29 protein-coding genes, 1 tRNA gene and 1 pseudogene are annotated in these 25,500 nt (G+C 50.3%); 3 read left to right on the top strand and 28 right to left on the bottom strand.

Annotation, left to right across the window (positions count from 1 at the left end):
- Nucleotide 1 precedes the first annotated feature (1 nt).
- The 27 genes and pseudogenes from recN to DFR77_RS00235 form a co-directional block, all read right to left on the bottom strand.
- On the bottom strand, nucleotides 2-1,675 hold the full coding sequence (recN, locus tag DFR77_RS00365) for a DNA repair protein RecN (RefSeq protein ID WP_003687706.1): 1,674 nt from the start codon (nucleotides 1,673-1,675) through the stop codon (nucleotides 2-4).
- 183 nt (nucleotides 1,676-1,858) lie between these two features.
- The gene (gene scpB, locus DFR77_RS00360) at nucleotides 1,859-2,461 is read right to left on the bottom strand and encodes an SMC-Scp complex subunit ScpB (RefSeq protein WP_002235622.1); all 603 of its coding nucleotides are present in this window, start codon (nucleotides 2,459-2,461) and stop codon (nucleotides 1,859-1,861) included.
- 100 nt (nucleotides 2,462-2,561) lie between these two features.
- Nucleotides 2,562-3,503 carry a ribosome biogenesis GTPase YlqF gene (ylqF, locus tag DFR77_RS00355; RefSeq protein ID WP_003687704.1) on the bottom strand — a complete coding sequence of 314 codons (942 nt, stop codon included), beginning with the start codon at nucleotides 3,501-3,503 and terminating at the stop codon, nucleotides 2,562-2,564.
- Between the two features lie 80 nt (nucleotides 3,504-3,583).
- Nucleotides 3,584-4,438, bottom strand: a complete 855-nt coding sequence (rapZ, locus tag DFR77_RS00350) for an RNase adapter RapZ (RefSeq protein ID WP_003687703.1) — start codon at nucleotides 4,436-4,438, stop codon at nucleotides 3,584-3,586.
- A complete protein-coding gene (hprK, locus tag DFR77_RS00345) occupies nucleotides 4,419-5,381 on the bottom strand; it encodes an HPr(Ser) kinase/phosphatase (RefSeq protein ID WP_003687702.1) in 963 nt (320 codons plus the stop codon). Before hprK ends, rapZ begins: the two co-directional genes overlap by 20 nt.
- Nucleotides 5,382-5,384: 3 nt before the next feature.
- Nucleotides 5,385-5,834 carry a PTS IIA-like nitrogen regulatory protein PtsN gene (ptsN, locus tag DFR77_RS00340; protein WP_003687701.1) on the bottom strand — a complete coding sequence of 150 codons (450 nt, stop codon included), beginning with the start codon at nucleotides 5,832-5,834 and terminating at the stop codon, nucleotides 5,385-5,387.
- 184 nt (nucleotides 5,835-6,018) lie between these two features.
- Nucleotides 6,019-6,909 carry a 4-hydroxybenzoate octaprenyltransferase gene (ubiA, locus tag DFR77_RS00335; RefSeq protein WP_003687700.1) on the bottom strand — a complete coding sequence of 297 codons (891 nt, stop codon included), beginning with the start codon at nucleotides 6,907-6,909 and terminating at the stop codon, nucleotides 6,019-6,021.
- Nucleotides 6,899-7,306 carry a hypothetical protein gene (locus DFR77_RS00330; RefSeq protein WP_003687699.1) on the bottom strand — a complete coding sequence of 136 codons (408 nt, stop codon included), beginning with the start codon at nucleotides 7,304-7,306 and terminating at the stop codon, nucleotides 6,899-6,901. Before DFR77_RS00330 ends, ubiA begins: the two co-directional genes overlap by 11 nt.
- Nucleotides 7,307-7,314: 8 nt before the next feature.
- A complete protein-coding gene (locus DFR77_RS14605; protein ID WP_157147422.1) occupies nucleotides 7,315-7,410 on the bottom strand; it encodes an HNH/endonuclease VII fold putative polymorphic toxin in 96 nt (31 codons plus the stop codon).
- Between the two features lie 19 nt (nucleotides 7,411-7,429).
- Nucleotides 7,430-7,906 (bottom strand): chorismate--pyruvate lyase family protein, encoded by a 477-nt coding sequence (locus DFR77_RS00320; RefSeq protein ID WP_010357240.1) that lies wholly within the window; start codon nucleotides 7,904-7,906, stop codon nucleotides 7,430-7,432.
- Nucleotides 7,907-7,920: 14 nt separating this feature from the next.
- A complete protein-coding gene (gene bioD / locus DFR77_RS00315; protein WP_003690778.1) occupies nucleotides 7,921-8,568 on the bottom strand; it encodes a dethiobiotin synthase in 648 nt (215 codons plus the stop codon).
- Nucleotides 8,565-9,866, bottom strand: coding sequence for an adenosylmethionine--8-amino-7-oxononanoate transaminase (gene bioA, locus DFR77_RS00310; RefSeq protein WP_003687694.1), 1,302 nt, complete (start codon nucleotides 9,864-9,866; stop codon nucleotides 8,565-8,567). The genes bioD and bioA overlap by 4 nt, the downstream gene beginning before the upstream one ends.
- A 217-nt stretch (nucleotides 9,867-10,083) precedes the next feature.
- On the bottom strand, nucleotides 10,084-10,308 hold the full coding sequence (locus tag DFR77_RS13915) for a hypothetical protein (protein ID WP_003687691.1): 225 nt from the start codon (nucleotides 10,306-10,308) through the stop codon (nucleotides 10,084-10,086).
- A 191-nt stretch (nucleotides 10,309-10,499) separates the two neighbouring features.
- Complete coding sequence (locus DFR77_RS00300) at nucleotides 10,500-10,985, bottom strand: FxsA family protein (RefSeq protein ID WP_003687689.1); 486 nt, start codon at nucleotides 10,983-10,985, stop codon at nucleotides 10,500-10,502.
- Between the two features lie 175 nt (nucleotides 10,986-11,160).
- A complete protein-coding gene (locus DFR77_RS00295; RefSeq protein ID WP_003690777.1) occupies nucleotides 11,161-11,469 on the bottom strand; it encodes a hypothetical protein in 309 nt (102 codons plus the stop codon).
- Nucleotides 11,453-11,755, bottom strand: a complete 303-nt coding sequence (locus DFR77_RS00290; RefSeq protein ID WP_003687686.1) for an integration host factor subunit alpha — start codon at nucleotides 11,753-11,755, stop codon at nucleotides 11,453-11,455. The genes DFR77_RS00295 and DFR77_RS00290 overlap by 17 nt, the downstream gene beginning before the upstream one ends.
- Nucleotides 11,756-11,828: 73 nt before the next feature.
- Nucleotides 11,829-14,192, bottom strand: a complete 2,364-nt coding sequence (gene pheT, locus DFR77_RS00285; RefSeq protein WP_003687684.1) for a phenylalanine--tRNA ligase subunit beta — start codon at nucleotides 14,190-14,192, stop codon at nucleotides 11,829-11,831.
- 90 nt (nucleotides 14,193-14,282) lie between these two features.
- The gene (locus tag DFR77_RS00280; protein WP_003704414.1) at nucleotides 14,283-15,032 is read right to left on the bottom strand and encodes an HNH endonuclease; all 750 of its coding nucleotides are present in this window, start codon (nucleotides 15,030-15,032) and stop codon (nucleotides 14,283-14,285) included.
- 5 nt (nucleotides 15,033-15,037) lie between these two features.
- Complete coding sequence (locus tag DFR77_RS00275; RefSeq protein WP_003704415.1) at nucleotides 15,038-15,328, bottom strand: hypothetical protein; 291 nt, start codon at nucleotides 15,326-15,328, stop codon at nucleotides 15,038-15,040.
- Nucleotides 15,321-15,530 (bottom strand): annotated as a pseudogene (locus DFR77_RS13910) (DNA cytosine methyltransferase); the annotation flags it as partial. The gene DFR77_RS00275 and the pseudogene DFR77_RS13910, both read right to left, overlap by 8 nt.
- 106 nt (nucleotides 15,531-15,636) lie before the next feature.
- Nucleotides 15,637-16,050 (bottom strand): very short patch repair endonuclease, encoded by a 414-nt coding sequence (locus DFR77_RS00265; RefSeq protein ID WP_003690774.1) that lies wholly within the window; start codon nucleotides 16,048-16,050, stop codon nucleotides 15,637-15,639.
- Between the two features lie 16 nt (nucleotides 16,051-16,066).
- The gene (gene pheS / locus DFR77_RS00260) at nucleotides 16,067-17,056 is read right to left on the bottom strand and encodes a phenylalanine--tRNA ligase subunit alpha (RefSeq protein ID WP_010951025.1); all 990 of its coding nucleotides are present in this window, start codon (nucleotides 17,054-17,056) and stop codon (nucleotides 16,067-16,069) included.
- A gap of 240 nt (nucleotides 17,057-17,296) precedes the next feature.
- On the bottom strand, nucleotides 17,297-17,656 hold the full coding sequence (gene rplT, locus DFR77_RS00255; RefSeq protein ID WP_002214103.1) for a 50S ribosomal protein L20: 360 nt from the start codon (nucleotides 17,654-17,656) through the stop codon (nucleotides 17,297-17,299).
- A 12-nt stretch (nucleotides 17,657-17,668) separates the two neighbouring features.
- Nucleotides 17,669-17,866: a 50S ribosomal protein L35 gene (gene rpmI / locus DFR77_RS00250; RefSeq protein ID WP_002232040.1), complete on the bottom strand. Its 198-nt coding sequence runs from the start codon at nucleotides 17,864-17,866 to the stop codon at nucleotides 17,669-17,671.
- 146 nt (nucleotides 17,867-18,012) lie between these two features.
- On the bottom strand, nucleotides 18,013-18,534 hold the full coding sequence (gene infC / locus DFR77_RS00245) for a translation initiation factor IF-3 (RefSeq protein ID WP_010951024.1): 522 nt from the start codon (nucleotides 18,532-18,534) through the stop codon (nucleotides 18,013-18,015).
- Between the two features lie 17 nt (nucleotides 18,535-18,551).
- Nucleotides 18,552-20,465: a threonine--tRNA ligase gene (gene thrS, locus DFR77_RS00240; RefSeq protein ID WP_113852018.1), complete on the bottom strand. Its 1,914-nt coding sequence runs from the start codon at nucleotides 20,463-20,465 to the stop codon at nucleotides 18,552-18,554.
- A gap of 52 nt (nucleotides 20,466-20,517) precedes the next feature.
- A tRNA-Val gene (locus DFR77_RS00235) sits at nucleotides 20,518-20,594 on the bottom strand.
- A 178-nt stretch (nucleotides 20,595-20,772) separates the two neighbouring features.
- Between DFR77_RS00235 and tgt the strand changes: the two genes are divergently transcribed.
- The 3 genes from tgt to DFR77_RS00215 all read left to right on the top strand — a co-directional run bounded on the left by tgt (nucleotide 20,773) and on the right by DFR77_RS00215 (nucleotide 23,638).
- On the top strand, nucleotides 20,773-21,888 hold the full coding sequence (tgt, locus tag DFR77_RS00230; RefSeq protein ID WP_003690771.1) for a tRNA guanosine(34) transglycosylase Tgt: 1,116 nt from the start codon (nucleotides 20,773-20,775) through the stop codon (nucleotides 21,886-21,888).
- An 81-nt stretch (nucleotides 21,889-21,969) separates the two neighbouring features.
- The gene (gene hemH / locus DFR77_RS00225; protein WP_010359848.1) at nucleotides 21,970-22,980 is read left to right on the top strand and encodes a ferrochelatase; all 1,011 of its coding nucleotides are present in this window, start codon (nucleotides 21,970-21,972) and stop codon (nucleotides 22,978-22,980) included.
- A 190-nt stretch (nucleotides 22,981-23,170) separates the two neighbouring features.
- Entirely contained in the window at nucleotides 23,171-23,638 is a 468-nt protein-coding gene (locus tag DFR77_RS00215) for a cytochrome c2 (protein WP_010359846.1), read from the top strand.
- On the opposite strand, the gene DFR77_RS00210 is transcribed toward DFR77_RS00215, so the two are convergent.
- A complete protein-coding gene (locus DFR77_RS00210; RefSeq protein WP_113852014.1) occupies nucleotides 23,635-25,356 on the bottom strand; it encodes a potassium/proton antiporter in 1,722 nt (573 codons plus the stop codon). The two genes, DFR77_RS00215 and DFR77_RS00210, sit on opposite strands and share 4 nt — an antisense overlap.
- Nucleotides 25,357-25,500 lie beyond the last annotated feature (144 nt).

Raw genomic sequence — 25,500 nt, 5'->3', positions numbered from 1 at the left:
TTTAAAATAAACTATTTTTCGACGCAAGTTGCAGCAATTCTGCCGCATGTTGCCGCGTCGTATCGGTAATAACTTCTCCGCCCAACATACGGGCAACCTCTTCGATCCGTTGTATTTCATCCAATATACTGATTTCGCTGACGGTTTGCTCTCCCTCGCTGTGCTTGCGCACCCGCCAGTGGTTTTCTCCGCAGGATGCGACTTGCGGAAGATGGGTAACGGCAAGCACCTGATGTTTTCTGCCCAACGCACGTAATGCCTTGCCGACCATTTCAGCCACTCCCCCTCCAATACCGGTATCGACCTCATCAAAAATCAGGGTGGGAACTTGGGTATATTGGCTGGCAACAACCTGTAAGGCAAGGCTGATACGCGCCAATTCGCCGCCGGAGGCGACTTTGTTCAGCGGGCGGGGCGGATTGCCTTTGTTAGCGGCAACTTGAAATTGAACCTGCTCCAAACCGTGTGCCGTCGGCGACGAAGGCAACAGGACGATGTCGAAACGCGCGCCTTTCATGGCAAGGTGTTGCATATGCTCGGTCGTTTCGCTACTCAAACGCCCTGCCGCCTGATGGCGCATGGCAGAAAGGATGTGGGCAGCTTCCTGATATTCGGCAAAATTGTGGGCAACATTATGCTCGAGCGCGTCCAAATCAGCGGCAGCTTGAAGACTTTGCAGGCGTTCTTCGATTTCTGCCAACTTGGCAGGCAACTCTTCGGGTTCAATCCGGTATTTCCGCGCCATCCCCATCAGTTCACCCATACGCTGTTCCTGTGCCGCCAATTCATTGGGGTTGATGTCACTGTGTCCTGCCACATCGCGCATATTGGCACTGATTTCGCCCAATTCGGCCTCGATGCTTGCCAACATATTCAGGCTCTCGGCAAAGCGCGGCTCGATGTTTTGCAGATTGGCCAATAGTTTTTGACATTGATAGATATGGCGTTGGATGCCGTTGTCGCCGTCAATCTTGCTTCCGACTTCTTCGGCGGCCTGCAACAATTCGGCAGAATGGGCAAGGCTGTCGTGGCTTTGGCTGAGAGCTTCCCATTCGCCTTGTTTAATGTCCAACTGATTCAGTTCGTTAAACTGCCATTCCAGACGCTCCCGCTCGATAATGACGGCATCGGCGTGTTCCTGCGCCTCTTGGAGGGCTTTTTTCGCATTGGCCCAGTTTTGATAAAGCTGCCTGACGGTTTCCGCCTGCACCCTGCCGCCCACAAATGCGTCCAACAATTCGCGCTGGGCAGCTTCCTGATTAAGCGAATGATGGTCGTTTTGCCCGTGGATGTCGATAAGCTGCCCGCCGACGGCTTTGAGTTGCGCCAAGGTAGCCGCCTGATTGTTGATAAAACTGCGGCTTTTGCCTTTGGCATCGATAATGCGGCGGATACTGAGTTCTTCCCCGCCCTCATCCAACAGCCCTTGTTCACGCAATTCTGCTTTTAAAGCAGGCAAATGGGAAATATCGAACAATGCCGACAACTGCGCTTCTTTTGCGCCGCTGCGGACTTGGCTGTAATCGGCCTTATCGCCCAACAGCAGACCAATCGCATCCAAAGTAATGGACTTGCCCGCGCCGGTCTCGCCGGTCAAAACGGTAAAACCGCTTTGAAAATCCAGATTCAGATTTTCGACAATGACAAAATCACGCAAAGAAAGTGTTAGAAGCATTGTGAGGATTCCTTAGCAATTCTACCGACAAAAGCAATATCAACTTTAGATATACGAATTATATCTAAGATTTTTTAAATTAAAAATAAGTTTTTCCTTAATTTTGCTTAGTGTTTGTTTTTATCTGCTTATTTGTTGCAATGCCGTCTGAAGCAATGTGCGTTTCAGACGGCATTTGGAATTTCAGTTGGGCAGGGTATCGGACGGTACGGTTTCCGGCTCTTCTTCATCCGTAGGCGGCATTTCTATCAAATCGGGCAAAACCAGTTCGCCCAGTTCGGTCAGCGGCGGCAGTTCTTCCAAACCGTCCAAGCGCAAATCGCTGAGAAAAGTTGCCGTTGTTGCCCACAATGCGGGTTTTCCCAATGTGTCCCGATGTCCGATGACTTCAATCCACCCCCGATCCTGCAAGGTCTGCATCACGTTCTGCGACACCGCCACGCCGCGTATACCTTCGATGTCGCCGCGCGTTACGGGCTGCTGGTAGGCGATAATCGCCAGTGTTTCCATCACGGCGCGGGAGTAGCGCGGCGCACGCTGTTCTTGCAGGCTGCCCAGCCGCTCGAATGCCGTCTGAACAATCTGAAAACGCCAGCCCTCCTGCGTATGCACCAGTTGCAACGCCCTATCCTGCCAACGCGTTTTCAACTGCGCCAACACATCAATCAGTTTGTCTTGCGACAACGGCGGCACACACAGTTCGCGCATAGATTTTTCGGTCAGCGGTTCGGTTTGGGTCAGCAGTGCGGCTTCAATCAGCGCGTCGGGAGAAATTTTGTCGGTCATACGGGTATCCGTGCTGAAACGGCATGGGTTTGGATATGCCGTCTGAAATCGGTTGGAGTAGAGAGAAGCTGCCTGAAAAATATTTTTCAGACGGCATTCTTTATGCTTCCGAAGGCTTCTGCCCTTTGCGCTCTGCTTTTCTGGCTTCGCGAATGGCTTTGAGTTCGGCTTCTTTCTGACGTGCTTTTTTAAGCCAAGTTTCCCATTGGTTCGGTGTTTCAAGGGTGATTCTGCCGATTTTGCCTTCGCGGAAGTCCGTGAGGATGTTTTCGGCGGCTTTTTGGTAGTTGACCCGTCCGCCGCTGAGGACTGCGCCGCGTTTTTTGGCTATCCATTCGAGCCACGAGTTGTCGTCCCAGTGGCTGCTGGGGTCTTTGTCGGCTTGGTAGCGTTCTTGCAGCATAGGGAGGTAGTGGCGGCGGAGGTAGTCTAAAAGTTCGAGGGCGACTTCTTCTTCGTCCAATGCGTTGCGTCCGACTGCGCCGCCGGCGGCGAGGTTGTAGCCGCTTTCTTCGACGATGATTTTCGGCCACAGCATTCCCGGGGTGTCGTACAGCCAGAAGTCGTCGGCAAGGAAAAGGCGTTGTTCGGCTTTGGTAATGCCGGGTTCGTTGCCGGTTTTGGCGGATTTTTTGCCTATCATTCCATTGATGAGGGTGGATTTGCCGACGTTGGGAATGCCGCAAATCAAAACGCGCAGGGGTTTGTCTATGCCTTGCCGGTGGGGAATCATCGCGCGGCAGGCTTGGGTGATTTTGCCGTGTGCGCCGGTTTCGGAGGAATCGAGGGCGATGGCCCGGGTGTCGGGGCGGCTGTTGTAGTGGTCAAGCCAGACCTTTGTGCGTTCAGGGTCGGCAAGGTCTTGCTTGTTTAAAATTTTGAGTTTGGGCTTACCTTTGGAAAGCTGCGCCAACAGTGGATTTTCGCTGGAGGCGGGCATACGCGCGTCCAGCATTTCAATCACCATATCAACGCTTTTGGCACGCTCGGCGATGGCTTTTCTTGCCTTGTTCATATGGCCGGGAAACCATTGGATTGCCATGTCTGTTCTTTCTTCTCAATATTTGAAATGCCGTCTGAAACGGCGGACGGGGTTTCAGACGGCATAATGGTTTGACGGGATTAGCGGCCCGACAGGTTTTGCGCCTGCCTGTGCCGTATCAGCAATTCATAACGCCCTTTCAACCTTCGGGCGAGTTTTTCGACAATATAGACCGAACGATGCTGCCCGCCGGTACAGCCGATGGCGACGGTAACGTAGCTCCTGCTTTCATCCTCCAAACGCGGCAACCAACGCGTAACAAACCTTTCGATGCCGTCAACCATTTCCTGCGCCAACGGCTGTCCGTCCAAATAATCCCAAACGGGCTTGTCCATACCGGTGTAAGGCCTCAACTCGGGATCGTAATACGGGTTGGGCAGACTGCGCATATCGAACATAAAATCGGCGTTGTTCGGCACACCGTATTTGAACCCGAAGGACTCCAAAACCACCAGCAGTCCGGTACGCTCAACCTTCAGCCACTGCCGGACTGCATGGCGGAGCTGTTGGGCATTCATCTTGGAAGTGTCGATACAGTAGGCGATTTCCTTAAGCGGGAACAGCCATTCGCGCTCTTTTTTCAGGCTTTCCAACAGCGTCATATCCTGATTGCTCAAAGGATGTCCGCGCCGGGTTTCGGAAAAGCGGCGGACCAGCACGGCCTCTTCCGCCTCGACAAACAAAACTTCCACCCTGTGTCCGAGTCCGCGCAGATAGGCAATCTGCTCGCGCGCTTGGGCAATGTCTATGCCGGAACGCACATCGACGCTGACCGCCAATTCGGTTTCGTCCGCACGTTCGATATGGTACGACACCAGCGACGGCAGCATTTCCAAGGGCAGGTTGTCCACGCAAAAATAGCCCAAATCTTCCATTTGGCGCAGTGCAACGGATTTGCCCGAGCCGGAAAGCCCGCTAATCAGGACGATTTTCATGATTCTGTTCGTTTTCTTTAAGTTGCGTCTGATGGCGTTCCAAAAATTCGCGCGTACTGTCTTTGCCGCGCAACTGCAAAATGTAATTGCGTACCGCCGCCTCAACCAAAACGGCAAGGTTGCGTCCGACGGCGACGGGCAGCGTAACCGAACGGACGTTGACGTTGAGGATGGATTCGGTTTCGGTGCGGATGCTCAACCGGTCGAGCTGCTTCATATACTCGTCGTCCGCCTCGACCAAATTGATAATGAGTTGCAGGATTTTTTTGGGGCGGATGGAAGTTTCGCCGAAAATATGGCGGATATTGAGTATCCCCAAGCCGCGCACTTCCAAAAAATCGCGCAGCATAGGCGAACAACGCCCTTCCAATGTTTCCGGACCGATGCGGAACAGCTCGACCGCATCGTCGGCAATCAGGCTATGGCCGCGCGAAATCAGTTCCAATGCCAATTCGCTCTTACCCAAACCAGAATGTCCGGTAATCAGCACGCCGATTTCAAACACATCGAGAAATACGCCGTGTTTGACGGACGATGCTGCCAAGGTGCGTTGCAGGTAAATCCGCAACACATCCATCAGATAAGGGCTTTCGAGTTTGGAAGTCAACAGGGGGATGTCGTTTTTGTGGCAGTAGTCGCGCAGCCCCGGGGAAACCGGCAAATCGTTTGCCACAATGACCAAAGACATGGAAATATCGAACAGGTCTCCGAACTGATAACCCGTCTCCCCCGATTCGAGGCGGTTCAGATATTCCGACTCCGCCAAACCGACCACTTGGATTTGGTTGGGATGGATGAAATTCAGGTGTCCGACCAGGGCGAGGACGGGCTTGTCCGCCTCTACGCCGATACGGTTGTCCGCACCCGAATTGCCGGCGGCCCAGGCAAGTTGCAACTTGTATTGGTTGTCGTCAAACAGGCGGCGGACGGAGATACTGGGCATATTTTATTCTTCGGTCAGGATGGCGCGGGCTTCTTCCGCAGAAGCAACCGTCATCAGCGATTCTCTGATGCTTTTTTGGGAAAACTTGCCGGCCAGTTTGGATAAGACTTCCAAATGCTCGCCCGTTGCGTTTTCCGGCACCAGCAAGATAAAAACCAGTGAAACCGGTTTGCCGTCAGGCGCGTCGAATCCGACGGGTTCGCGCGTACGGATGAACGCGCCCGTCGCCTGCTTCACGCTCGCGTGGCGGCCGTGGGGGATGGCGACACCCTGCCCCAAACCGGTCGAACCGAGTTTTTCACGGGCAAAAAGACATTCGAAAACATCAGCATGGGACAATGAGGATTCGCGTTCCAAAAGCAGGCCCGCTTCCTCAAACAGCCTTTTTTTACTGCCCACCTCCATATCCAAAACAATATGGGACAAAGGCAAAATTTCGCCGATAAGGCTCATAAGCTTCTCTTTTCAGACATCGCAAAACAGAAGGATTGTACCGACTGCCGGGGCAAACCTCAATCCCGCATACGGCACGGGCTGACATAACACAGCGTTTCAAAAACATATTTTAACGCTTTTCGGCACAGATAGAAATGCCGTCCAAAGCAGTTTACGGTTCTTCAGACGGCATTGCCCTGCCTTATTTCGCGAAAAACGTATGGGCAAAAATAGCGGCAAACCACACCCAACCGATTCTGTTGTTTGCCAAAAACGTTTCAAAACAGATTTGCCGGACGCGGCTTTTGATGGCGGCATATTGGCGGTATTGCAGCAGCAGGACGATGGGGATTGCCGTCCAATATGCCCATGCCGCACCGATAACCGCACCCAATACTGCCATCAGCAGGGTAAAGCCGCCATGACACAGCATAACGGCGGCGATGTCGTAACGCCCGAACGTGACGGCGGAGGTTTTGATGCCGATTTTCAAATCGTCCTCTTTGTCCGCCATTGCATAGACGGTATCGTAAGCCAGTGTCCATAAAACATTGGCGGCAAAGAGTATCCACGCTTCAACGGGAACGCTGTTGCCCACTGCGGCAAACGCCATCGGGATGCCGAAGGAAAAGGCAAGTCCCAGATAAAATTGGGGAATCGGAAAAAAGCGTTTGGTAAACGGGTAAGTCAGCGCAAGGAACAGCGCGGGCAGGCTCATCAGCCATGTCAGATGATTCAGCGGAATCAGGCACAATGCGGCAAGCAGACACAAAAATGCCGTCAGCAGCAGGGCTTCTTTTTTCTTGACCCTGCCCTGTGCGAACGGACGGTTTTTGGTGCGCTCGACAGCACCGTCAAAATCGCGGTCGGCAAAGTCGTTGATGACGCAGCCGGCACTGCGCATTAAAAACGTGCCGATTGTAAACGCCGCCAATACCGCCAAATCGGGAATGCCGTCTGAAGCCAGCCACAATGCCCAGTAGGTCGGCCACAGTAAAAGCAGCGTCCCAATGGGCTTGTCCGCCCTCATCAGTCTGATATAAACGTCCAAACGATCGGACAGTCGTAAAAATAAAGGGGATTTAAGATTCATAACCCTCTTTCATATAAGTCTTACACCCTTGGAAAACTAATCCATAAACTTCTAGTTCCAATAACCAATTTGAATTATTGTCGTAAAATCTTATTATTTTTAGACCATCTTCTTGGTTCTTTATTTCTACTTGGCATATATTTCTATTGTTATGCGACCAATTTTGACATTTCATTCCTTTAATAAAGCTATTTCTTAATTCAATTTCAACTGTATCATAATCTTTTAGCCACAGCCCCCATTTTTCGATTTCTACAGAAGGCTTTGTACTTGTTCGGATAGTTAAAATACAATTAGACAAGTCAGTTGAAAAAGAGACTAGTGAAATATCCATTATGCCACTAGGATATATTTGTTTTAGAAAACGATTCCTACTTATTATTTCTATTATATTCATATTTCTTACTAAAAATTATAGTGTCCGTGAGTACCATCGACATGTCCTGTATCTAAATTGGAGTCTCTTATATTAAAATGTGGTTTAGATGCAGGTTGCCGCACAGCTTGAAAAAACGGTATTTTATCCGATAAAGCGTTTCAGTTCGGGCAGAAAATACTCGGTCAGCAGCATTTCCTCGCCTTGATGGGAAAACCGAGAACGCCGCGCGGCAAAGTACCGTCCGCATCCTTCACTGGAAACGGCAAACTCAAACGCCGAACGCGCCCCTTCCAAATCGGCTTGAAACAGACGCTCGCCCAAAGGGCGTGTGCCGCAGTCCAAAATGTTTTGCCAAAACGCCGAACCGACGCTGCACGCGCTTCGTGCCTGCACAACAGCAGTGCCGTCCAGTTTCAGAAGCACATCGCGCACCCTCCGCCGTCCGTATTCCGTTTCCGCTTCGCCCAGTTTCAGCAGTTCCACCGAAAATGTATGCGGCAAGGCGCACAATGCGGCGGTCAGCGACCGGGCTTTCAATAACCGGCTCATCGGCAGGTCGATGCCGTCTGAAACGGGGGCGGGCAAGTCGGGCAGCCATTTCCCAAATAGGTGTTCCATATCTTTCCCAATCTTTATACCGCGCCTGTTTTTGCCAACTCCATCCATTCCGCTTCGGGAAAATCGGCTTTCAGACGGCATTGCAGATAGTTCAGGCTGTCTTGGGCGACGTGTGCGTCGCGGCTGTCGTGGATGTGGTTAAACACGAGGCTGTGCAGGCGAATGCCGTATTGTTTGAGCACGACGAAACTGAGCAGGGTGTGATTAATGCTTCCCAGCCGTCCGCTGGTAACAAGGATGACGGGATAAGCCTGTTGCTGAATATGATCAATGGTTAACAGCTTTTCCGTCAGTGGTACCATCAACCCGCCCGCGCCTTCGACCAAAACGACTTCGTACTGCGCCGCCAATTCTTGTGTGGCGGTGCGGATTTTGTCCAAGTCCAAACCCCTGCCGTCCAGTCGGGCGGCAAGGTGGGGCGAGGCGGGATGGCTGAAGATTTCAGGCATAGTCAGACGCTGTTCATCAGCTTCCTGCATGGGTATGCCCATGATTTTACGGTGGACGGCGATGTCTTCGGCGATGTCTTGGCAACCGGTTTGCACGGGCTTTTGCGTAATCACGCTTTTGCCCTGCTGCAACAATTGTTTTGCCAACATACCGGTGGCGACGGTTTTGCCGATGTCCGTGTCTATACCGCTGACGAAGTAAACGCCTTTCATTTGCTGTGTTCCTTCAAGATTTGCACGGTTTTATCGGCAAGTTTGGTCAAAATGCCGTCTGAAATGATATAGGGCGGCATCAGATACACCAGCCTGCCGAACGGGCGTACCCAAATGCCCTGCGCCACACAATCCGCTTGAAAACGCGCCATATCCACGCCTTTTTCCAACTCTATCACGCCGATAGCACCCAAAACGCGCACGTCTTTCACGCCGCGAATGTCCCACGCGGCTTTCAGACGGCCTTTTAAGATGCTTTCGATACGGCGGATATTTGCCTGCCAGTCTTGGGATAAAAGCAGCTTGACCGAAGCACAGGCAACGGCACACGCCAGCGGGTTCGCCATAAATGTCGGGCCGTGCATAAACACGCCCGCTTCGCCGCGTGAAATCGTTTCGGTAACTTTTTGCGAAGTGATTGCCGCCGCCAGCGTCATATAGCCGCCGCTCAAACCCTTGCCGATACACATAATATCCGGCACGACCTCCGCGTGTTCGCAGGCAAACATCTTGCCCGTGCGCCCGAATCCGGTGGCGATTTCGTCAAAAATCAACACGATATCAAATTCGTCGCACAAATCGCGCAAGCCGCGAAGATACTGCGGATGATAAAAATACATGCCGCCCGCGCCTTGCACGACCGGTTCTAAAATAAAGGCGGCAATATCCACATGATGCGCTTCAAACAAGGCGCGGACAGGCTGCAAATCCGCCCCGTCCCATTCATCGTCGAAACGGTTTTTCGGATTATCGACAAAATAACGCTGCGGCAACGCGCTGCCGAAAATATGGTGCATCCCCGTTTCCGGATCACAAACGGACATCGCGTTCCAAGTATCGCCGTGATACCCGCGCCGTACCGTCGCAATATTCTGCTTCGCCGTCAGACCCCGCGCCTGCTGGTATTGCACCGCCATTTTCAACGCGACTTCTACCGAAACCGAACCCGAATCCGCATAAAAAATACGGTCCAGCCCCTGCGGCAAAATCCCGACCAACAACTTGCCCAGCTCCACCGCCGGCTCGTGCGTCAGGCCGCCGAACATCACGTGCGCCATTTGTTTCATCTGATTCTCAACCGCCTGATTCAAAACGGGATGATTGTAACCGTGTATCGCACACCACCAAGACGACATCCCGTCAATCAGCCGCGTGCCGTCCGCCAATTCGATAAACACCCCTTCTGCACGTTTGACAGGATAAACGGGAAGCGGATCGGTCATGGAAGTATAGGGATGGAGCAGATGGGTACGGTCGAAATTAAGTAATGATGATGTGTGTTGATGTTCAGACGGCATAAGTTTCTCTCTTTTCTTATTACTGCATTCAAACGCAAAAAGCGTATTCTACTCCGACAGACCGCTTCCCACACCTTTCCATCCGTTTCGGGCGAAAAACCGCGAAACAAATCGTCCGCAACATAAGCGCACACCGTTTCGCATTCCTCAAGCCTGATTGGAATCAGACGACCCAACGCCCAATACCGTTTCACACAGCCTCCGCCCAACGCTTCAATCAATCATAGATAAATACGATACAGATCATAGCAACAGCCATCGCAACAGCGTTGGCAAAATCAGGGGACTCCGGCATAGGCGCATAGCATCTGCCGATGCACGGCTCCTCATTCGGCTCTATGAATACCATACCCATCACAAAATCCACTGCTAAAACCAGGCACGGCTTCTTATACTTATGATAGATTTCCACCATCCTGTCCCATATATCCCAAACACTCATACCGTATATCCCGCAGGCAACAAATTCCGATTGAAGGTTACAGCCCTATTTTATAGTGGATTAAATTTATAGTGGATTAACAAAAACCAGTACGGCGTTGCCTCGCCTTGCCGTACTGGTTTTTGTTAATCCACTATATTTTCAAACCGGAAAAATGCCGTCTGAACCTTCAGACGGCATTCCATTCATATTTATTCGTCTTTTTTGTGTTCGATGGCGTTTCGGGAACGATTGCCGCCGTAAGGCTCTTCAACCGTATATTCTCCCTCGATAATATCGTCATCGTGGAAAAATCCCTCTTTTCTGCCCGATTGGTTCATGTTGAAAAAATTTTCCGCACCTCCTGCCTGCAACACTGCCCCTCCCTTAAACGGCAGCAGCAGCAATACCGCCAACACCGAGGATACGAATCCCGGACTCATCAGACACACCGCCGCCACCGTATAACGGATAGGCCACAACATCTGATAAACAGATACCTTCCCACTACTTTTTACCGCCGCGCCAGCCAATAAAAGACCGGACAGCCCCGTATGCCTGAGCATCAGCACACCGGCGGCAAAGGTTGCCGCCATTAGAAACAGCGTCCAACCGCCGCCCAGCCAATCGGCAACCCACACAATCGACATAATTTCCAAAAACAGCAGCACCAAAAAACCGATACCGAAAAATCTCATTGACCGTCATCCTTATATTTAAGTAAACAGCAAACCGCCCGAACAGGATTCCAAGCGAGCTGCCTGTAAATGATTACAAAACCATGTGCTTCAAGCCGAAACAATGTGAAATCACGCAATAATTATTTTTAGCGTGTAAAACAAAACCGGCTGCATACCTGCAACCGGTCTCAAATCAGCACAACTCCTTATCCAAATCCTCCAACAGGTCTTTCAGACCGTCTCCGATTTCCTGAAGCGTAACCGGACGGTTGCCGTCCGAACCCGATTCCGCACCTTCTGCATACGGTGCAAACGTGCTCTTCAGTTTCAACAGTTTCACCACATCCAAACGGGTGTAGCGTTCTCCGCCGTAACCGACAACCACACCGTGATCATGCTGCCATTGCGCAAAACCATAGGGGCTGATTTGCAACAGTCCGCACAACTCGTCCAGCGTGAAATAGCGTTTTGCAGGAATCGTCAAATCAACGTTGTTTGTCATAGTAGTGTTCCACCATGCCTTTGAGTTTCTGGCTGGCATGGAAAGTTACCACGCGGCGGGCGGTAATCGGCACTTCCTCGCCGGTTTTCGGATTACGGCCCGGGCGTTGCGGCTTGTCGCGCAACTGGAAATTTCCGAAACCGGAAATTTTGATTTCTTCGCCGCTTGCCAAAGTGCTGCGGATTTCTTCAAAAAAGAGTTCGACAATTTCTTTGGCATCGTTTTTGGTGACGTTGCTGACTTTATCCACCAAAATATCGGCCAGTTCTGCTTTAGTTAGTGTCATATGATTACCTTCTGTTGTAACAGTTGTGGATTATTACCAATTTTTATTTAAAATTCAAGCGAATATTTATTTTTTAACTGCGAAGCCGCGCCCCTGCCTCCGTTGCCACGCCAATCAGTTTTCCAATAAGCGGCTCGACCGCCTCATCCGTCAGCGTGTTTTCCATATCCTGCAAAATCACTTTAACCGCCACGCTCTTCATCCCTTCGGGCAGACCCGTGCCGCGATACACGTCAAACACGCTGATTTCCTGTACCAACTTGTTTGCTGCGCCTTTCAAGACAAGCAGTAAATCATCATGATTCATAACTTCCGGCATCACAAACGCCAAATCGCGGCGCACCGGCTGGAATTTCGATACGGCCCGATAGCGCGTTTTCCCGCATTCCAACACAGCCGCCATATCGATTTCAAATACCAGCGGCGCTTGCGGCAGGTCGTATTTTTGCAGCCATTTCGGATGCAGTTCGCCGACAAAGCCGATGACTTTGCCGTCTGAAACGATATTGGCGGCACGTCCGGGATGCAGGGCGGGATGTCCGGTTTTAACGAACTCGACCGCTTTGTTTTTCAACAGATTTTCCACGTCCGCCTTGATGTCGTAAAAATCCGCATTGCGCGTTTTCTCACCCCATTGTTCGGGCATCGCCGCGCCGTACCACAGACCGCCGATGCGTTCGTTTTGGACAAACCGGCCGTCTGAACCTTTGCCGAACACGCAGGCGATTTCAAACACGCGCACGCGGTTTTGCTTGCGGTTCAGGTTGTTTTGCAAAATTTCCACTAAGCCGCCAATCAACGTAGAACGCATCACGGCATATTGCGCCGCCAGCGGGTTTTGCAGGCGGATGGGGGCGGCGTTGGCGGCAAAATCGAGTTCCCACTGCTCGTCAACGAAGGCATAGCTGATCACTTCGCGGTAGCCGCGCGCCGCCATTTCGTTGTAAACGGCAAAACGCGGACGGCGTGTTTCGGGCAGTTCCGACATTTTCAGACGGCCTGACGTGTAATCGTCGGGGATGTTTTCATAGCCGTAAACGCGTCCGATTTCTTCAATCAAATCAGCCTCAATTTCGATGTCGAAACGGAAGCTCGGCGCGGTAATGCGGAAGCCTTCCGCCGTTTTCTCAGGCTGCAGACCCAAGTGTTGCAAAATGGTTTCCACCTGTTCGGCAGGAATGTCCACGCCCAACACGGTTTTCAGACGACCCAAACGCAATCCGACCTGCTTGGCTTCGGGCAATTTACCTTGTGCTTCCACCATCTCGCCTGCCGCACCGCCGCAAATCTGCAAAACCAATTCGGTGGCGCGTTCAATGGCATCCGCCTGCAAACGGTAATCCACGCCGCGCTCGAAGCGGAACGACGAATCCGAACCGAAACCGTATTGGCGCGATTTGCCGACGATGATTTCGGGCTCAAACCAAGCCGCTTCCAGCACGATATTTTGCGTGCCGTCTGAAACCGCGCTCGCCGCGCCACCCATCAAGCCGGCCAAGCTCAACGCACCTTTTTCATCAGCGACCACCAGTGTATTGTCAGCCAAAGTAACCGTCTTCTCATTCAGACACGCCAAAGTCTCGCCATTTTGAGCACGGCGGACAATCAAACTGCCCGACAGCTTATCAGCATCGAAAACATGCATAGGCTGACCGATTTCCAGCATCACATAGTTGCCAATGTCCACCAATGCGGAAATGCTGCGGATACCGCTGCGTTCCAAACGTTGTTTCATCCAATCAGGAGTAGCCGCTTTCGCGTTGACATTTTCAATAACGCGGCTGATAAAACGGCCGCAGTCAGCCGGTGCATCAATACGGACAGCCTGTTTTTTCTCACTGCCGATAGGGGCCGTCTGAATTTCAACAGGCGTAAACGCACATTGAGTCAACGCAGAAACCTCACGCGCAATGCCCTTAACACTCAAGCAATCAGCGCGGTTAGGCGTAATTTTCAACGTAAACAGCATATCGTCCAAATCCAAGTATTCGCGGATGTTGGTACCGACAGGCGCATCTTCAGGCAGAATGTGCAGGCCGTCTACACCATCATCAGGCAAACCCAGTTCATTGGTCGAACACAGCATACCGTTTGATGGTACGCCGCGCATTTTAGTCGGCTTAATTTTAAAATTGCCCGGCAAAACGGCAACCGGCAACGAACACGGCACTTTAATGCCCGGCTTGACATTCGGCGCACCACAAACAATCTGAACCAACTCGCCCGTACCGGCATCAACTTGAGTAACGTTCAAACGGTCTGCATCAGGATGTTTTTCAACAGATTTTACTTCGGCAACAACCACGCCACTGAAAGCAGGGGCGGCAGTATCGATTTCTTCCACTTCCAAACCGGCCATGGTCAAAAGATGTTCCAGTTTATCGGCAGAAAGATCAGGATTGGCTTGGGTTTTCAGCCATGAGTAGGAGAATTGCATGTTATGTTCTCAATCAATTAATTAACTTTTGTTTTATCAATTTTCGTTCAGACAGTCTGTTTTAGAATTCTGGTTAATGTTGATATTTACTCAACTCTGAAAAATATTTTCTCTGTGAAATTTTAAAAATTCCAGACTTGGGTTTAGTCTTTCAGGCAGTCTTATCATCCGATTTTCATATGGTTTAAATAAATCATCAAATCCTTCTGTTTTTGCCAGTAGTGGAGAAAATATAATTTTGAAATTTTCATCTATTCCTAACAACCCCCTATCAAAAGCTTTGTCATGTAACGCATTCAAACATAGCCCATTCCTTGGGTTTAAACGGTTATCCTTATCTTCCCTCCAGGGTTTGATATGACTAGCAACTAACAATTCAGGTTGTTTTAATCCAGTAATACAACATTGATTATTGTATGCTGCCAAAACACTGGAACGGAAAAAGCCCTGATTGACGCGTACTGATATTCTTGCAAACCTTTCCCTTCCCTTTGGAATCTCAGGTGATTCTATTTCAATATTACTATTCTCATCATTTGATTGGTATTGGGAAATGACTCCCTCAAATTCTTTATTAAGTTGCTCCCAATCTCCTGAAAACTCATTCCATACGACAACATCCATTTTACTGCCATTACTTAATCCCGAAATATTTTTGACTTTCAGCGTAGGATCTAAACGACCCAAATTTCCTATCTTCATACCGAGTGCGGACGGTGTCCTGCCCAGTATTTCAGCATATTCTTGAATAACAGGATTGTCCTTACTAACCTTTTGAAAAGGAATGATGTAATAAAGATAAAGGGCAACCAGGGTTTCATCTCTAGTCCATTTTTTCATTTTTATCAGCTATCTTTCTGATTTTCCATAAGGAAATCGTACAATACAGATTTTCTTATTCCCTGAACATATTGCTGTCCATCTAGTACTAATTTGTATAGGTATACATCATAATCTTTTAACTCCTTCTCGCTTGCCAATAACCAGTCGTCTATTTCTGAAGAAAAATAGTCAATAATTTCTTGTACCTGTTTATCAGATAAATTATTTATATTTATTTTATTATTCAAAATATAATCAGAAAGCCTCATATTTCTAAAATCTTTATTTTGATAAGGTAAACCCACACAGCACATCAAATTGCTTCGGAATGTATTGTTTGATTTCTTCCAAAGTAATATCGCCAAACGGCACTTCTCCGAAATTGGCTTCGTACGTCAGTTTGGCTTTTTCGTCCCACTCGCTCGAAAACACGTATTCCCCGCCCAAGTTCTGCATCGCGATGCGGAAGCCCCCGATACCTGCGAACAAGTCGATAAAGGTAAATTTGGGTTTCAAGGCCGTCTGAAAAGTATCGTTGTTTTCAAAAAGGCGGTATTGTGCTGCTTTTTCTTTTAACCGTTCATCCTGCCCATCTTCCTTAATCTTGTTTTTGTAAATCAATTCATCTTGTTTGGATGATTTCTTTGACTTTTTCGGCACAGCAGGTTGTATTTTTGACGACATCGTTACTCCAAAAACGTAAAACCGTCCAGCCCTCGGCTTTCAGACGGCCTGTTACTTCTATATCCCTTTGGATATTGCGCTCAATTTTGGCAATCCAAAACTCACGATTTCCCTTTATTACCGCTTTTTTCTGTTCCCAATCCTTACCGTGCCAGAATTCCCCATCGACAAATACGGCAACTTTATATTTTTTAAATGAAAAATCAGGTTTTCCAAAAATGCTTCCGCTATTTTTCCGATACCTGAGCCCCAAAGCCCACATTGCCTTCGCCAACACAAGCTCGGGTTTCGTCCCTGTACTTTTGTTGGACTGCATACATTTTTTGCGCTGCTCCGGGGTTAATTTATCCATTGGGTTTATTTGAGATTTATTCAAACTGCTTCAAGAAGTTCAAATCGTTATCGAAGAACAAGCGCAGGTCATTGACGTTGTAGCGCAACATGGCAAAGCGGTCGAGACCAATACCGAAAGCGAAACCGGTATATTTTTCAGGGTCGATATTGACATTTTTCAACACATTAGGATGTACCATACCGCAACCGCCTACTTCCAACCATTTGCCGTTTTCTCCCATGATGTCGATTTCGGCAGAAGGCTCGGTAAATGGGAAGAAAGACGGACGGAAACGCACTTGTAGGTCATCGCGTTCAAAGAAGCGACGGATAAAGTCAGTGAACACTGCTTTTAAGTCGGCAAAAGTTACGCCCTCTTCTACCCACAAACCCTCGGCCTGATGGAACATAGGCGAGTGCGTGGCATCGCTGTCCACACGGTAAACGCGGCCGGGGGCGATAATGCGGATGGGCGGCTCTTTTTTATCGAGCATATAGCGGATTTGAATCGGGGAAGTGTGCGTACGCAAAACATCGCCGTTTTCAACGTAAAACGTATCCTGCATCGCACGGGCAGGATGGTTTGCAGGGATGTTCAGGGCTTGGAAATTGTGAAAATCGTCTTCGATTTCAGGCCCGTCCGCCACTTCGAAACCCATTCCGTGAAAGAGTTCGACCACACGTTGCAAGGTCAGGGTTACGGGATGCAGGCTGCCGCCTTCCTGAGCGCGTCCGGGCAGGGTAATGTCGAGGGCTTCGGCGGCAAGTCGGGCTTGCAGCTTGGCTTCGTTGAGGGCATCGCGTTTGGCATTAAAAGCCGTCTGAAACCGGTTTTTGCATTCATTGATATGCGCACCTATGGTTTTGCGCTCTTCAGGCGACATTTGCCCCAAAGTTTTCAGAAGTCCGGTCAACTCGCCGGTTTTGCCAAGATAACGGGCTTTGATTTGTTCTAGAGCGTTGAAGTCTTGCGCAGCTTCTACTGCGGCAATGCCTTCTGCAACGATACGGTTTACATTTTCCATAATATCAAGCCTGTCAATTAATGATATGCCACCTGAAACAACGAGGCCGCCTGTATAGCCTGACATATCAGACTCTTCAGACGACCTTATTTTCTTCACGGCCAATCCATTGGATAAATTTTCTGTATTTTAACGCAAATTTATTTAAAAAAATAGACTTTAAAGAAAGAAAATCAATCACATAGAATTTCCGCAAACAAAGAAAAAAGGAAGCCGCAGCTTCCTTTTCAATTTTTTGGATTAAGCAGCCAAAGCAGCTTTGGCTTTTTCAACCAATTGTGCAAAAGCGGCTTTATCGAACACGGCCAAATCAGCCAATACTTTGCGGTCGATTTCGATAGAGGCGCGTTTCAGACCGTTCATAAATTTGCTGTAAGACAACCCGTTTTCACGCGCACCTGCATTGATACGAACAATCCACAATTGACGGAATTGGCGTTTGCGTTGGCGGCGGTCACGGTATGCGTATTGACCAGCTTTCATTACCGCCTGCTTGGCAACGCGGTAAACGTTTTTACGACGACCACGATAGCCTTTGGCTAACGCGAAGATTTTTTGGTGACGGGCACGGGCGGTAACACCGCGTTTTACGCGTGGCATATTCTAAACTCCTTAAGCGTAGGGTAACATTTTAGCAACAGAAGCCAAATCGCGATCATTTACCATAGAGGTACCGCGCAGTTGGCGTTTGTTTTTGGTGGTCTTTTTAGTCAAGATGTGGCGTTTGAACGCATGAGCGCGTTTCACACCGCCGTTACCCAGTACTTTAAAGCGTTTTTTCGCGCTAGACTTGGTTTTCATTTTAGGCATGGGAAAACTCCATTCGTTATCGGATAAGGCATTAGGGGGTTTTAAAACATCGGTTTCAAACACTTGAACCCACAATGCCACGGTTTTTTGCCGCAATTGAAAACTTACTCCGAAGCGGCAATCGGAGTAAGCGGAAAATTATAGCTTTATTTTTTCTTCGGCGCAATCATCATCACCATTTGACGGCCTTCCATTTTGGGAAAGGACTCGATTTGCGCCACTTCAGCCAAATCTTCTTTTACACGTTCCAAAAGTTGCGCGCCGAGTTGCTGGTGAGCCATTTCACGGCCGCGGAAACGCAATGTCACTTTGACTTTATCGCCGTCGGCAAGGAAGCGGTTGATGTTGCGCATCTTGATTTGATAATCGCCCTCATCTGTACCCGGACGGAATTTGATTTCCTTAATTTGCACCTGCTTTTGGTTTTTCTTGGCTTCGTCGCGCTTCTTGGCTTGTTGGTATTTGTATTTACCGTAATCCATCAGTTTGCACACAGGAGGTTTAGCAGTTGGGGAAATCTCTACCAAATCGACATCCTGCCCTTCGGCCATAGCCAAAGCTTCACGAACTGAAACGACACCAAGCTGTTCGCCTGACTCACTGATTAAACGCACTTCTTTGGCGGTAATTTCACCGTTGATTCGTGCTTCGCGTTCTTGAGCGATGATGAATACTCCTATAAAAATTAATGATTGACGAGGGCATCAGTGATTTCTTGCTGCAATTGCGCAATGAAATCATCCAAATCCAAAGAACCCAAGTCTTCCGCTTTGCGGCGTACCGCAACTTTGTTTTCTTGTTTCTCTTTATCGCCGATAACGATTTGATAAGGGAAACGGTATTGGCTGTTGTCGCGGATTTTGTAACCGATTTTTTCATTACGCAAATCCAACTCGGCGCGGAAGCCTGCCGCCTGCAATTTGGCAGCAACTTCCCGACAATAATCTGCCTGATTTTCGGTGATGTTCATAATCACCATTTGAACCGGTGCAAGCCATAACGGGAAAGAGCCTGCATGGTTCTCAATCAGAATGCCGACAAACCGCTCCAAAGAACCTAAAATGGCGCGATGCAACATAACAGGCCGCGCTCGGTCGTTGTTTTCTGTTACATATTCTGCATCCAAGCGTTCCGGCAAGACAAAATCCAGTTGTAATGTACCGCATTGCCAAGAACGACCCAAGGCATCTTTGACGTGATATTCGATTTTAGGCCCGTAAAACGCACCCTCGCCCGGCAATTCGCCCCATTCCACGCCGCAGGCAGTCAATGCCTCGCGCAAACCCTGCTCTGCCTTATCCCACACGTCGTCTGAACCTGCGCGTTTTTCAGGGCGAAGGGAAAGCCTGACGGATACATCATGGAAACCGAACTGTTTGTAGATGCGAACCAACAATTCATTGAACGCACGAGCCTCGCTGACGATTTGATCTTCGGTACAAAAAATATGCGCATCATCCTGCACAAAACCGCGAACCCTCATCAGACCGTGCAGTGCGCCGCTCGGCTCGTTGCGGTGGCAAGAACCGAATTCCGCCAAACGCATCGGCAAATCTCGATATGAACGCAAACCGTTGTTGAAAATTTGAACATGACCCGGACAGTTCATCGGTTTAACCGCATATTCGCGTTTTTCCGAACTGGTTACGAACATATTGTCTTTGTAGTTGTCCCAGTGGCCGGATTTTTCCCAAAAGGTTTTATCCATGATTTGGGGGGTTTTAACTTCCTTGTAACCGGCGGCATTCAGCTCTTTACGCATATGCTGCTCGATAGTCTGCCACAAAGCCCAACCTTTGGGATGCCAAAACACCATACCCGGCGCTTCGTCCTGCAAGTGGAACAAATCCAGTTGCTTGCCCAATTTGCGGTGGTCACGTTTTTCTGCTTCTTCAATGCGTTGGATATAGTCTTTTAATTCGTCTTTCGTCGCCCAAGCAGTGCCATAAATACGTTGCAGCATTTCATTATTGCTGTCGCCGCGCCAGTATGCGCCTGCCAACTTGGTCAGTTTGAAGTTTTTCAGGAAACGGGTATTCGGAACGTGCGGGCCGCGGCACATATCGACATATTCCTGGTGATGATATATCCCCATCGCTTCCACTTCGGGCATATCGTCAATCAGGCGCAGTTTGTATTCTTCGCCGCGCTCTTGAAAAATTTTAATCGCCTCCGCACGCAGAGTCATGATTTTGACCACATCATAATCTTGGGCAATCAATTCTTTCATACGCGCTTCAATGGCGGCAACATCTTCCGGTGTAAACGGTTTTTCCGTGGCGATGTCGTAATAAAAGCCCTCTTCAATGACGGGGCCGATAACCATTTTTGCATTAGGATAGAGTTGCTTGACGGCATGCCCGACAAGATGTGCGCAGGAATGGCGGATGATTTCGATGCCTTCCTGATCTTTCGGAGTAATGATTTGAACAGCAGAATCCTCAACAATCGGGTCGCACGCATCGACCAATTTGCCGTTTACCTTGCCTGCCACCGCCGCCTTCGCCAAACCGGCACCGATAGACGCAGCAATTTGAGCCACGGTAACGGGGGATTCGTATTGGCGGACTGAACAGTCCGGCAAGGTAATATTCAACATCAAACGCTCCGAAAGATTAAAAAATAACGGCATAAATGCCGTTATGGGAATTTGGTAGGCACGATTGGATTCGAACCAACGACCCCCACCATGTCAAGGTGGTGCTCTAACCAACTGAGCTACGTGCCTTCAAAGAATTTTTGTATTTTATCGGGTCGTTTTAATTTTTGCAAGAGAGATGTGCATTTCTTTATGCAACATTGTGGCAAGATTTGGGGATACCGTCTGAAAAACCGTGGGAATTCATTTATAATGCCGTCTTTTAAAATATATTTCGACCCCTGTCGCCCAACTTACATTCAATCTTATGCTTAAATTTACTTTACACAAAAAAGACGGTCTCGCCCGACGCGGCACGCTGGAGTTGAACCACGGAAAAATCGAAACGCCGGTTTTCATGCCGGTCGGTACTTACGGTTCGGTCAAAGCGATGAACCCGCAAAACCTGCACGACATCAAGGCGCAAATTATTTTGGGCAACACTTATCATTTGTGGCTGCGTCCGGGTTTGGAGGTCGTCGAACAGTTTGGAGGGCTTCACGGTTTTATCGGCTGGGACAAACCGATTCTGACCGACTCGGGCGGTTTTCAGGTTTTTTCTTTGTCGGATATGCGCAAGCTGACCGAAGAAGGCTGTACGTTTAAAAGCCCGATTAACGGCGACAAGCTGTTTTTATCACCTGAAATTTCCATGAAAATCCAAACGGTTTTGAACTCGGATATCGCGATGCAGTTGGACGAATGCACGCCGGGCGAAACAACGCGCGAACAGGCGCGAAAATCCCTGCAAATGAGCTTGCGCTGGGCGGAACGGAGCAAAAAAGCCTTTGAAGATTTGAAAAACCCGAACGCGCTGTTCGGCATCGTGCAAGGCGCGATGTATGAGGATTTGCGCGAAGAATCTTTGCGCGGTTTGGAGGAATTTGATTTTCCCGGCCTTGCCGTCGGCGGTTTGTCCGTCGGCGAACCCAAGCCCGAAATGTACCGTATGCTGCACGCCGTCGGCCCGATGCTGCCCGAACACAAACCGCATTACCTGATGGGCGTAGGCACGCCGGAAGACCTCGTGTACGGCGTGGCGCACGGCATCGATATGTTCGACTGCGTGATGCCCACCCGCAATGCACGCAACGGCTGGCTGTTTACCCGTTTCGGCGATTTGAAAATCAAAAACGCCAAACACAAGCCCGACAAGCGTCCGATAGACGAAAGCTGCACCTGCTACGCCTGCCAAAATTTCAGCCGCGCCTACCTGCACCATCTGCACCGCGCCGGCGAAATCTTGGGCGCGCAATTGAACACCATCCACAACCTGCATTTCTACCAAGTCATCATGGCGGAAATGCGCGATGCCGTCGAACAAGGCAAATTTGCCGACTGGCAGGCGCAATTCCACGAAAACCGCGCGCGCGGCGTGGACTGATTCCCGGCAATGCCGTCTGAAGCCGCTTCAGACGGCATTTTGCCGCCTTACCCTGCCTGCACTATTTTTCAGAAACCGATCATGCTTCCATTCCTTCCAGAACCCTCCCTTTCCTATACGCAACAAAACCGTACCGCCGTTTTGCTGTTGAACCTCGGCACACCCGACGCACCGACCGCACAGGCGGTACGCCCTTATCTGAAATCCTTTCTGACCGACCGGCGCATCGTCGAACTGCCCAAATGGCTGTGGTATCCCATTCTGCATGGCCTGGTACTGACGTTCCGCCCCAAAAAAAGCGCGCACGCCTATGAAAAAATCTGGTTTAAGGAAGGTTCGCCCCTAGAAGTTTACACAGCACGCCAAGCTGCCGCGCTTGCCGAACGTATGCCCGACCTCATCGTCCGCCACGCCATGACTTACGGCAATCCTTCGATAGCGGATGTATTGGCGGAGCTGAAATCCCAAGGTGTAGGCAGATTGCTTGCGATTCCCCTATATCCGCAATATGCCGCTTCCAGCAGCGGAGCGGCGGTAGATAAAGTGTGCGAACAACTGCTGCTGCAACGCAACCAAATGAGCGTCCGCACCATTTCGCGCTTTTATGATGATGCCGGCTACATTGATGCAATGAAAAACCACATCCTCCGATATTGGGCGGAACACGGGCGTGGGAAAAAACTGATGTTGAGTTTTCACGGCGTACCGCAGAAGCACTACGACCTCGGCGACCCCTATCCCGACGAGTGCCGCCACACCGCCAAACTGCTTGCCGAAGCACTGGAACTGACCGAAGACGAATATACCGTATCGTTCCAAAGCCAATTCGGCAGGGCAAAATGGGTTACACCGAGCACGCAGGATTTGTTCGGCAAACTGCCCAAACAGGGGGTAACCGAGCTGGACGTATTCTGCCCGGGCTTTTTGGCAGACTGCTTGGAAACCATGGAAGAAATCGCCCTGATGGGGCGGGAACAGTTTTATGAAGCGGGCGGAAAAAACTACCGCTACATCCCCTGCCTCAACGACAACCCCGACTGGATAGACGCACTCGTCGCACTTGCCGAAGAAAACCTTGGCGGCTGGCGTTGAAACTGTTTGAGCCATGTCTAAAATGCCGTCTGAACGCCGTGTTCAGACGGCATTTTCCCGCTACTTTAGCGTATGATGGCATCTATGCCGGACAGCACATCAAGTGCAACCTTACTACCGATTCGGCAAAAAAACCTTTCACCCGCTACGCAAAATCAACAACAAGGTTTCAAACATTAAGGAAACGCCAATGAACACAACCCGACTGCCGACCGCCCTCGTCTTGCACTTCCTCTGCGCCGCCGCTTCTGCCGCCGACAACAGCATCATGACAAAAGGGCAAAAAGTGTACGAATCCAACTGCATCGCCTGCCACGGCAAGAAAGGGGAAGGGCGCGGCACTGCGTTTCCTCCGCTTTTCCGGTCGGACTATATTATGAACAAACCGCACGTCCTGCTGCACAGCATGGTCAAAGGCATCAACGGTACAATCAAAGTCAACGGCAAAACCTACAACGGATTCATGCCCGCAACCGCCATCAGCGATGCGGACATTGCCGCCGTCGCCACTTATATCATGAACGCCTTTGACAACGGCGGCGGAAGCGTTACCGAAAAAGACGTAAAACAGGCAAAAGGCAAAAAAAACCAAACAGACAAAATGCCGTCTGAAACCGGCAATCCGGCTTCAGACGGCATTCAAATCAAACCTTTCTAACGCGGTACTTTCAGCCCCATAGACCCGATATTGCCGCCACCGTCAACCTCCTTCGCGGTCAGCATAAAGCCGCCGATGTCAATACGGTCGCCCTCGACCGGCTCCTGACTGTCGGAACGCTTATCGAAAAGCTCGGCAAGGCTCAAACCCTCTTCGCCCGCTTCCAGCTTCAAACCGTAAGCAAGTGCCAAATCGCCCGAACGTGCTGCCGGCGAAACGACAAACTCACCGAAGAAATCAAAATTTTCACGGACGCCGATACCCGTCTCGGTAAAGTATTTCGCCATTTTATCGACCTTGCCGTCGGGCAGGATGTACCACGCCAAATCCTCCGCCTGAAGCACGGTGTCGGACTGCATTTCGATTCGGCTGCCGTTGCGTATCAATGCGAAACAGCGTGCGTCAAACGAATCGGAAATCGGTTCGACCGTATCGGGATGGTGTCCCTCCGCTTCAGATTCGGCAACCACTTTAAACGCCGACATTCTGACAATTTCCTTTTCCGCCAGCCAAATATCATGCGTATCTTTCGGTTCGGGCTTGTTGGGCATGGCAACCTTCAACAGCCGCGCCATCACAGGAATCGTCGTTCCCTGAATCAGCAGCGACAGCACCACCACGGCAAACGCCACATCAAACAGCAGGTGCGAATTGGGAACGCCCATCACCAGCGGCATCATCGCCAGCGAAATCGGTACGGCTCCTCGCAAGCCCAACCAACTGATATACGCCTTTTCACGCAGGCTGTAATTGAATTTCCACAAACCGCCGAACACTGCCAGCGGACGCGCGACCAGCATCAGGAACGCCGCAATCGCCAAGGCTTCCGCCGCCCTGTCCAACACGCCGGCGGGAGAAACCAGCAGACCGAGCATGACGAACAAAGTTGCCTGCGCCAGCCAAGCCAAACCGTCCATCACACGCAAAACGTGTTCCGTCGCACGGTTGCGCTGGTTACCGACAATGATGCCGGCAAAGTAAACCGCCAAAAAGCCGCTGCCGCCTATGGTATTGGTAAACGCAAACACAAGCAGCCCGCCCGACACAATCATCAGCGCGTACAGACCTTCCGCAAGATTCAGACGGCGTACCAGCTTTGCCAATATCTTTCCGCCCGCCCAACCCGTCAGCAGACCGAAACCGATTTGCAGCGCAAGCATCCGGACAAACGCTGCCGCACCCGATTCCGCCGGCTGCATAATCATGGTAATCAGTGCCGTAACCAAAAAAACCGCCATCGGGTCGTTCGCACCCGATTCGATTTCCAAAGTCGCCTGCACCCGTTCGTTCAAACGCACGCCGCTGTTGCGCAAAAGGCTGAATACCGCGCCGGCATCGGTCGAACCGACAATCGCCGCCATCAGCACGCCGAACTTCCAATCCAAACCGAGATAAAAAGTTGCAAACAGTCCCAGCGGAAGCACAGTGGCAAACACGCCCCACGAAGCGAGTACCGACGCGGGCTTCAACGCAATCCGAAAACTGGAAAGCTGCGTCCGCAAACCGCCGTCGAGCAGAATAACCGCCAAAGCAAGCTGGCTGATGAAATTCGCCATCACGACATTATTGAAGGCAATGCCGCCAACGCCTTCCTCGCCCGCCAGCATGCCGACGGCAAGAAACACCAGCAGCAAAGGCATTCCCAAACGTGCGGACAAAGTGGTCGAAACCACGCTCAGGAACAACAGTGCGCCACCCAGCAGAAACAGGCTGTTCATCCAATCCACGCCAACGGCTCCCCCTTAAAATTCATGAAATTAGAATCGAAAGATTGTAACACGGCATTTTCTTCTCACGAAACTTTATTTCATGTCCGCCACCGCCTTCAGACGGCATTTTCCTGTTTCATGCCGCCTGATACC

The organism is Neisseria gonorrhoeae (assembly GCF_003315235.1).
Classification (GTDB): domain Bacteria; phylum Pseudomonadota; class Gammaproteobacteria; order Burkholderiales; family Neisseriaceae; genus Neisseria; species Neisseria gonorrhoeae.
Note: the sequence above shows the minus strand (reverse complement) of the source record. Positions and strands in the feature narration are given on the sequence as shown.

Bases quoted from the DNA above. Each gene is read 5' to 3' on its own strand.
- recN (WP_003687706.1), bottom strand. From the start codon at position 1,675: ATGCTTCTAACACTTTCTTTGCGTGATTTTGTCATTGTCGAAAATCTG.
- scpB (WP_002235622.1), bottom strand. From the start codon at position 2,461: ATGACCGACAAAATTTCTCCCGACGCGCTGATTGAAGCCGCACTGCTG.
- ylqF (WP_003687704.1), bottom strand. From the start codon at position 3,503: ATGGCAATCCAATGGTTTCCCGGCCATATGAACAAGGCAAGAAAAGCC.
- rapZ (WP_003687703.1), bottom strand. From the start codon at position 4,438: ATGAAAATCGTCCTGATTAGCGGGCTTTCCGGCTCGGGCAAATCCGTT.
- hprK (WP_003687702.1), bottom strand. From the start codon at position 5,381: ATGCCCAGTATCTCCGTCCGCCGCCTGTTTGACGACAACCAATACAAG.
- ptsN (WP_003687701.1), bottom strand. From the start codon at position 5,834: ATGAGCCTTATCGGCGAAATTTTGCCTTTGTCCCATATTGTTTTGGAT.
- ubiA (WP_003687700.1), bottom strand. From the start codon at position 6,909: ATGAATCTTAAATCCCCTTTATTTTTACGACTGTCCGATCGTTTGGAC.
- DFR77_RS00330 (WP_003687699.1), bottom strand. From the start codon at position 7,306: ATGAATATAATAGAAATAATAAGTAGGAATCGTTTTCTAAAACAAATA.
- DFR77_RS00320 (WP_010357240.1), bottom strand. From the start codon at position 7,906: ATGGAACACCTATTTGGGAAATGGCTGCCCGACTTGCCCGCCCCCGTT.
- bioD (WP_003690778.1), bottom strand. From the start codon at position 8,568: ATGAAAGGCGTTTACTTCGTCAGCGGTATAGACACGGACATCGGCAAA.
- bioA (WP_003687694.1), bottom strand. From the start codon at position 9,866: ATGCCGTCTGAACATCAACACACATCATCATTACTTAATTTCGACCGT.
- DFR77_RS13915 (WP_003687691.1), bottom strand. From the start codon at position 10,308: ATGAGTGTTTGGGATATATGGGACAGGATGGTGGAAATCTATCATAAG.
- DFR77_RS00300 (WP_003687689.1), bottom strand. From the start codon at position 10,985: ATGAGATTTTTCGGTATCGGTTTTTTGGTGCTGCTGTTTTTGGAAATT.
- DFR77_RS00295 (WP_003690777.1), bottom strand. From the start codon at position 11,469: ATGACAAACAACGTTGATTTGACGATTCCTGCAAAACGCTATTTCACG.
- DFR77_RS00290 (WP_003687686.1), bottom strand. From the start codon at position 11,755: ATGACACTAACTAAAGCAGAACTGGCCGATATTTTGGTGGATAAAGTC.
- pheT (WP_003687684.1), bottom strand. From the start codon at position 14,192: ATGCAATTCTCCTACTCATGGCTGAAAACCCAAGCCAATCCTGATCTT.
- DFR77_RS00280 (WP_003704414.1), bottom strand. From the start codon at position 15,032: ATGAAAAAATGGACTAGAGATGAAACCCTGGTTGCCCTTTATCTTTAT.
- DFR77_RS00275 (WP_003704415.1), bottom strand. From the start codon at position 15,328: ATGTGCTGTGTGGGTTTACCTTATCAAAATAAAGATTTTAGAAATATG.
- DFR77_RS00265 (WP_003690774.1), bottom strand. From the start codon at position 16,050: ATGGATAAATTAACCCCGGAGCAGCGCAAAAAATGTATGCAGTCCAAC.
- pheS (WP_010951025.1), bottom strand. From the start codon at position 17,056: ATGGAAAATGTAAACCGTATCGTTGCAGAAGGCATTGCCGCAGTAGAA.
- rplT (WP_002214103.1), bottom strand. From the start codon at position 17,656: ATGCCACGCGTAAAACGCGGTGTTACCGCCCGTGCCCGTCACCAAAAA.
- rpmI (WP_002232040.1), bottom strand. From the start codon at position 17,866: ATGCCTAAAATGAAAACCAAGTCTAGCGCGAAAAAACGCTTTAAAGTA.
- thrS (WP_113852018.1), bottom strand. From the start codon at position 20,465: ATGTTGAATATTACCTTGCCGGACTGTTCAGTCCGCCAATACGAATCC.
- tgt (WP_003690771.1), top strand. From the start codon at position 20,773: ATGCTTAAATTTACTTTACACAAAAAAGACGGTCTCGCCCGACGCGGC.
- hemH (WP_010359848.1), top strand. From the start codon at position 21,970: ATGCTTCCATTCCTTCCAGAACCCTCCCTTTCCTATACGCAACAAAAC.
- DFR77_RS00215 (WP_010359846.1), top strand. From the start codon at position 23,171: ATGAACACAACCCGACTGCCGACCGCCCTCGTCTTGCACTTCCTCTGC.
- DFR77_RS00210 (WP_113852014.1), bottom strand. From the start codon at position 25,356: ATGAACAGCCTGTTTCTGCTGGGTGGCGCACTGTTGTTCCTGAGCGTG.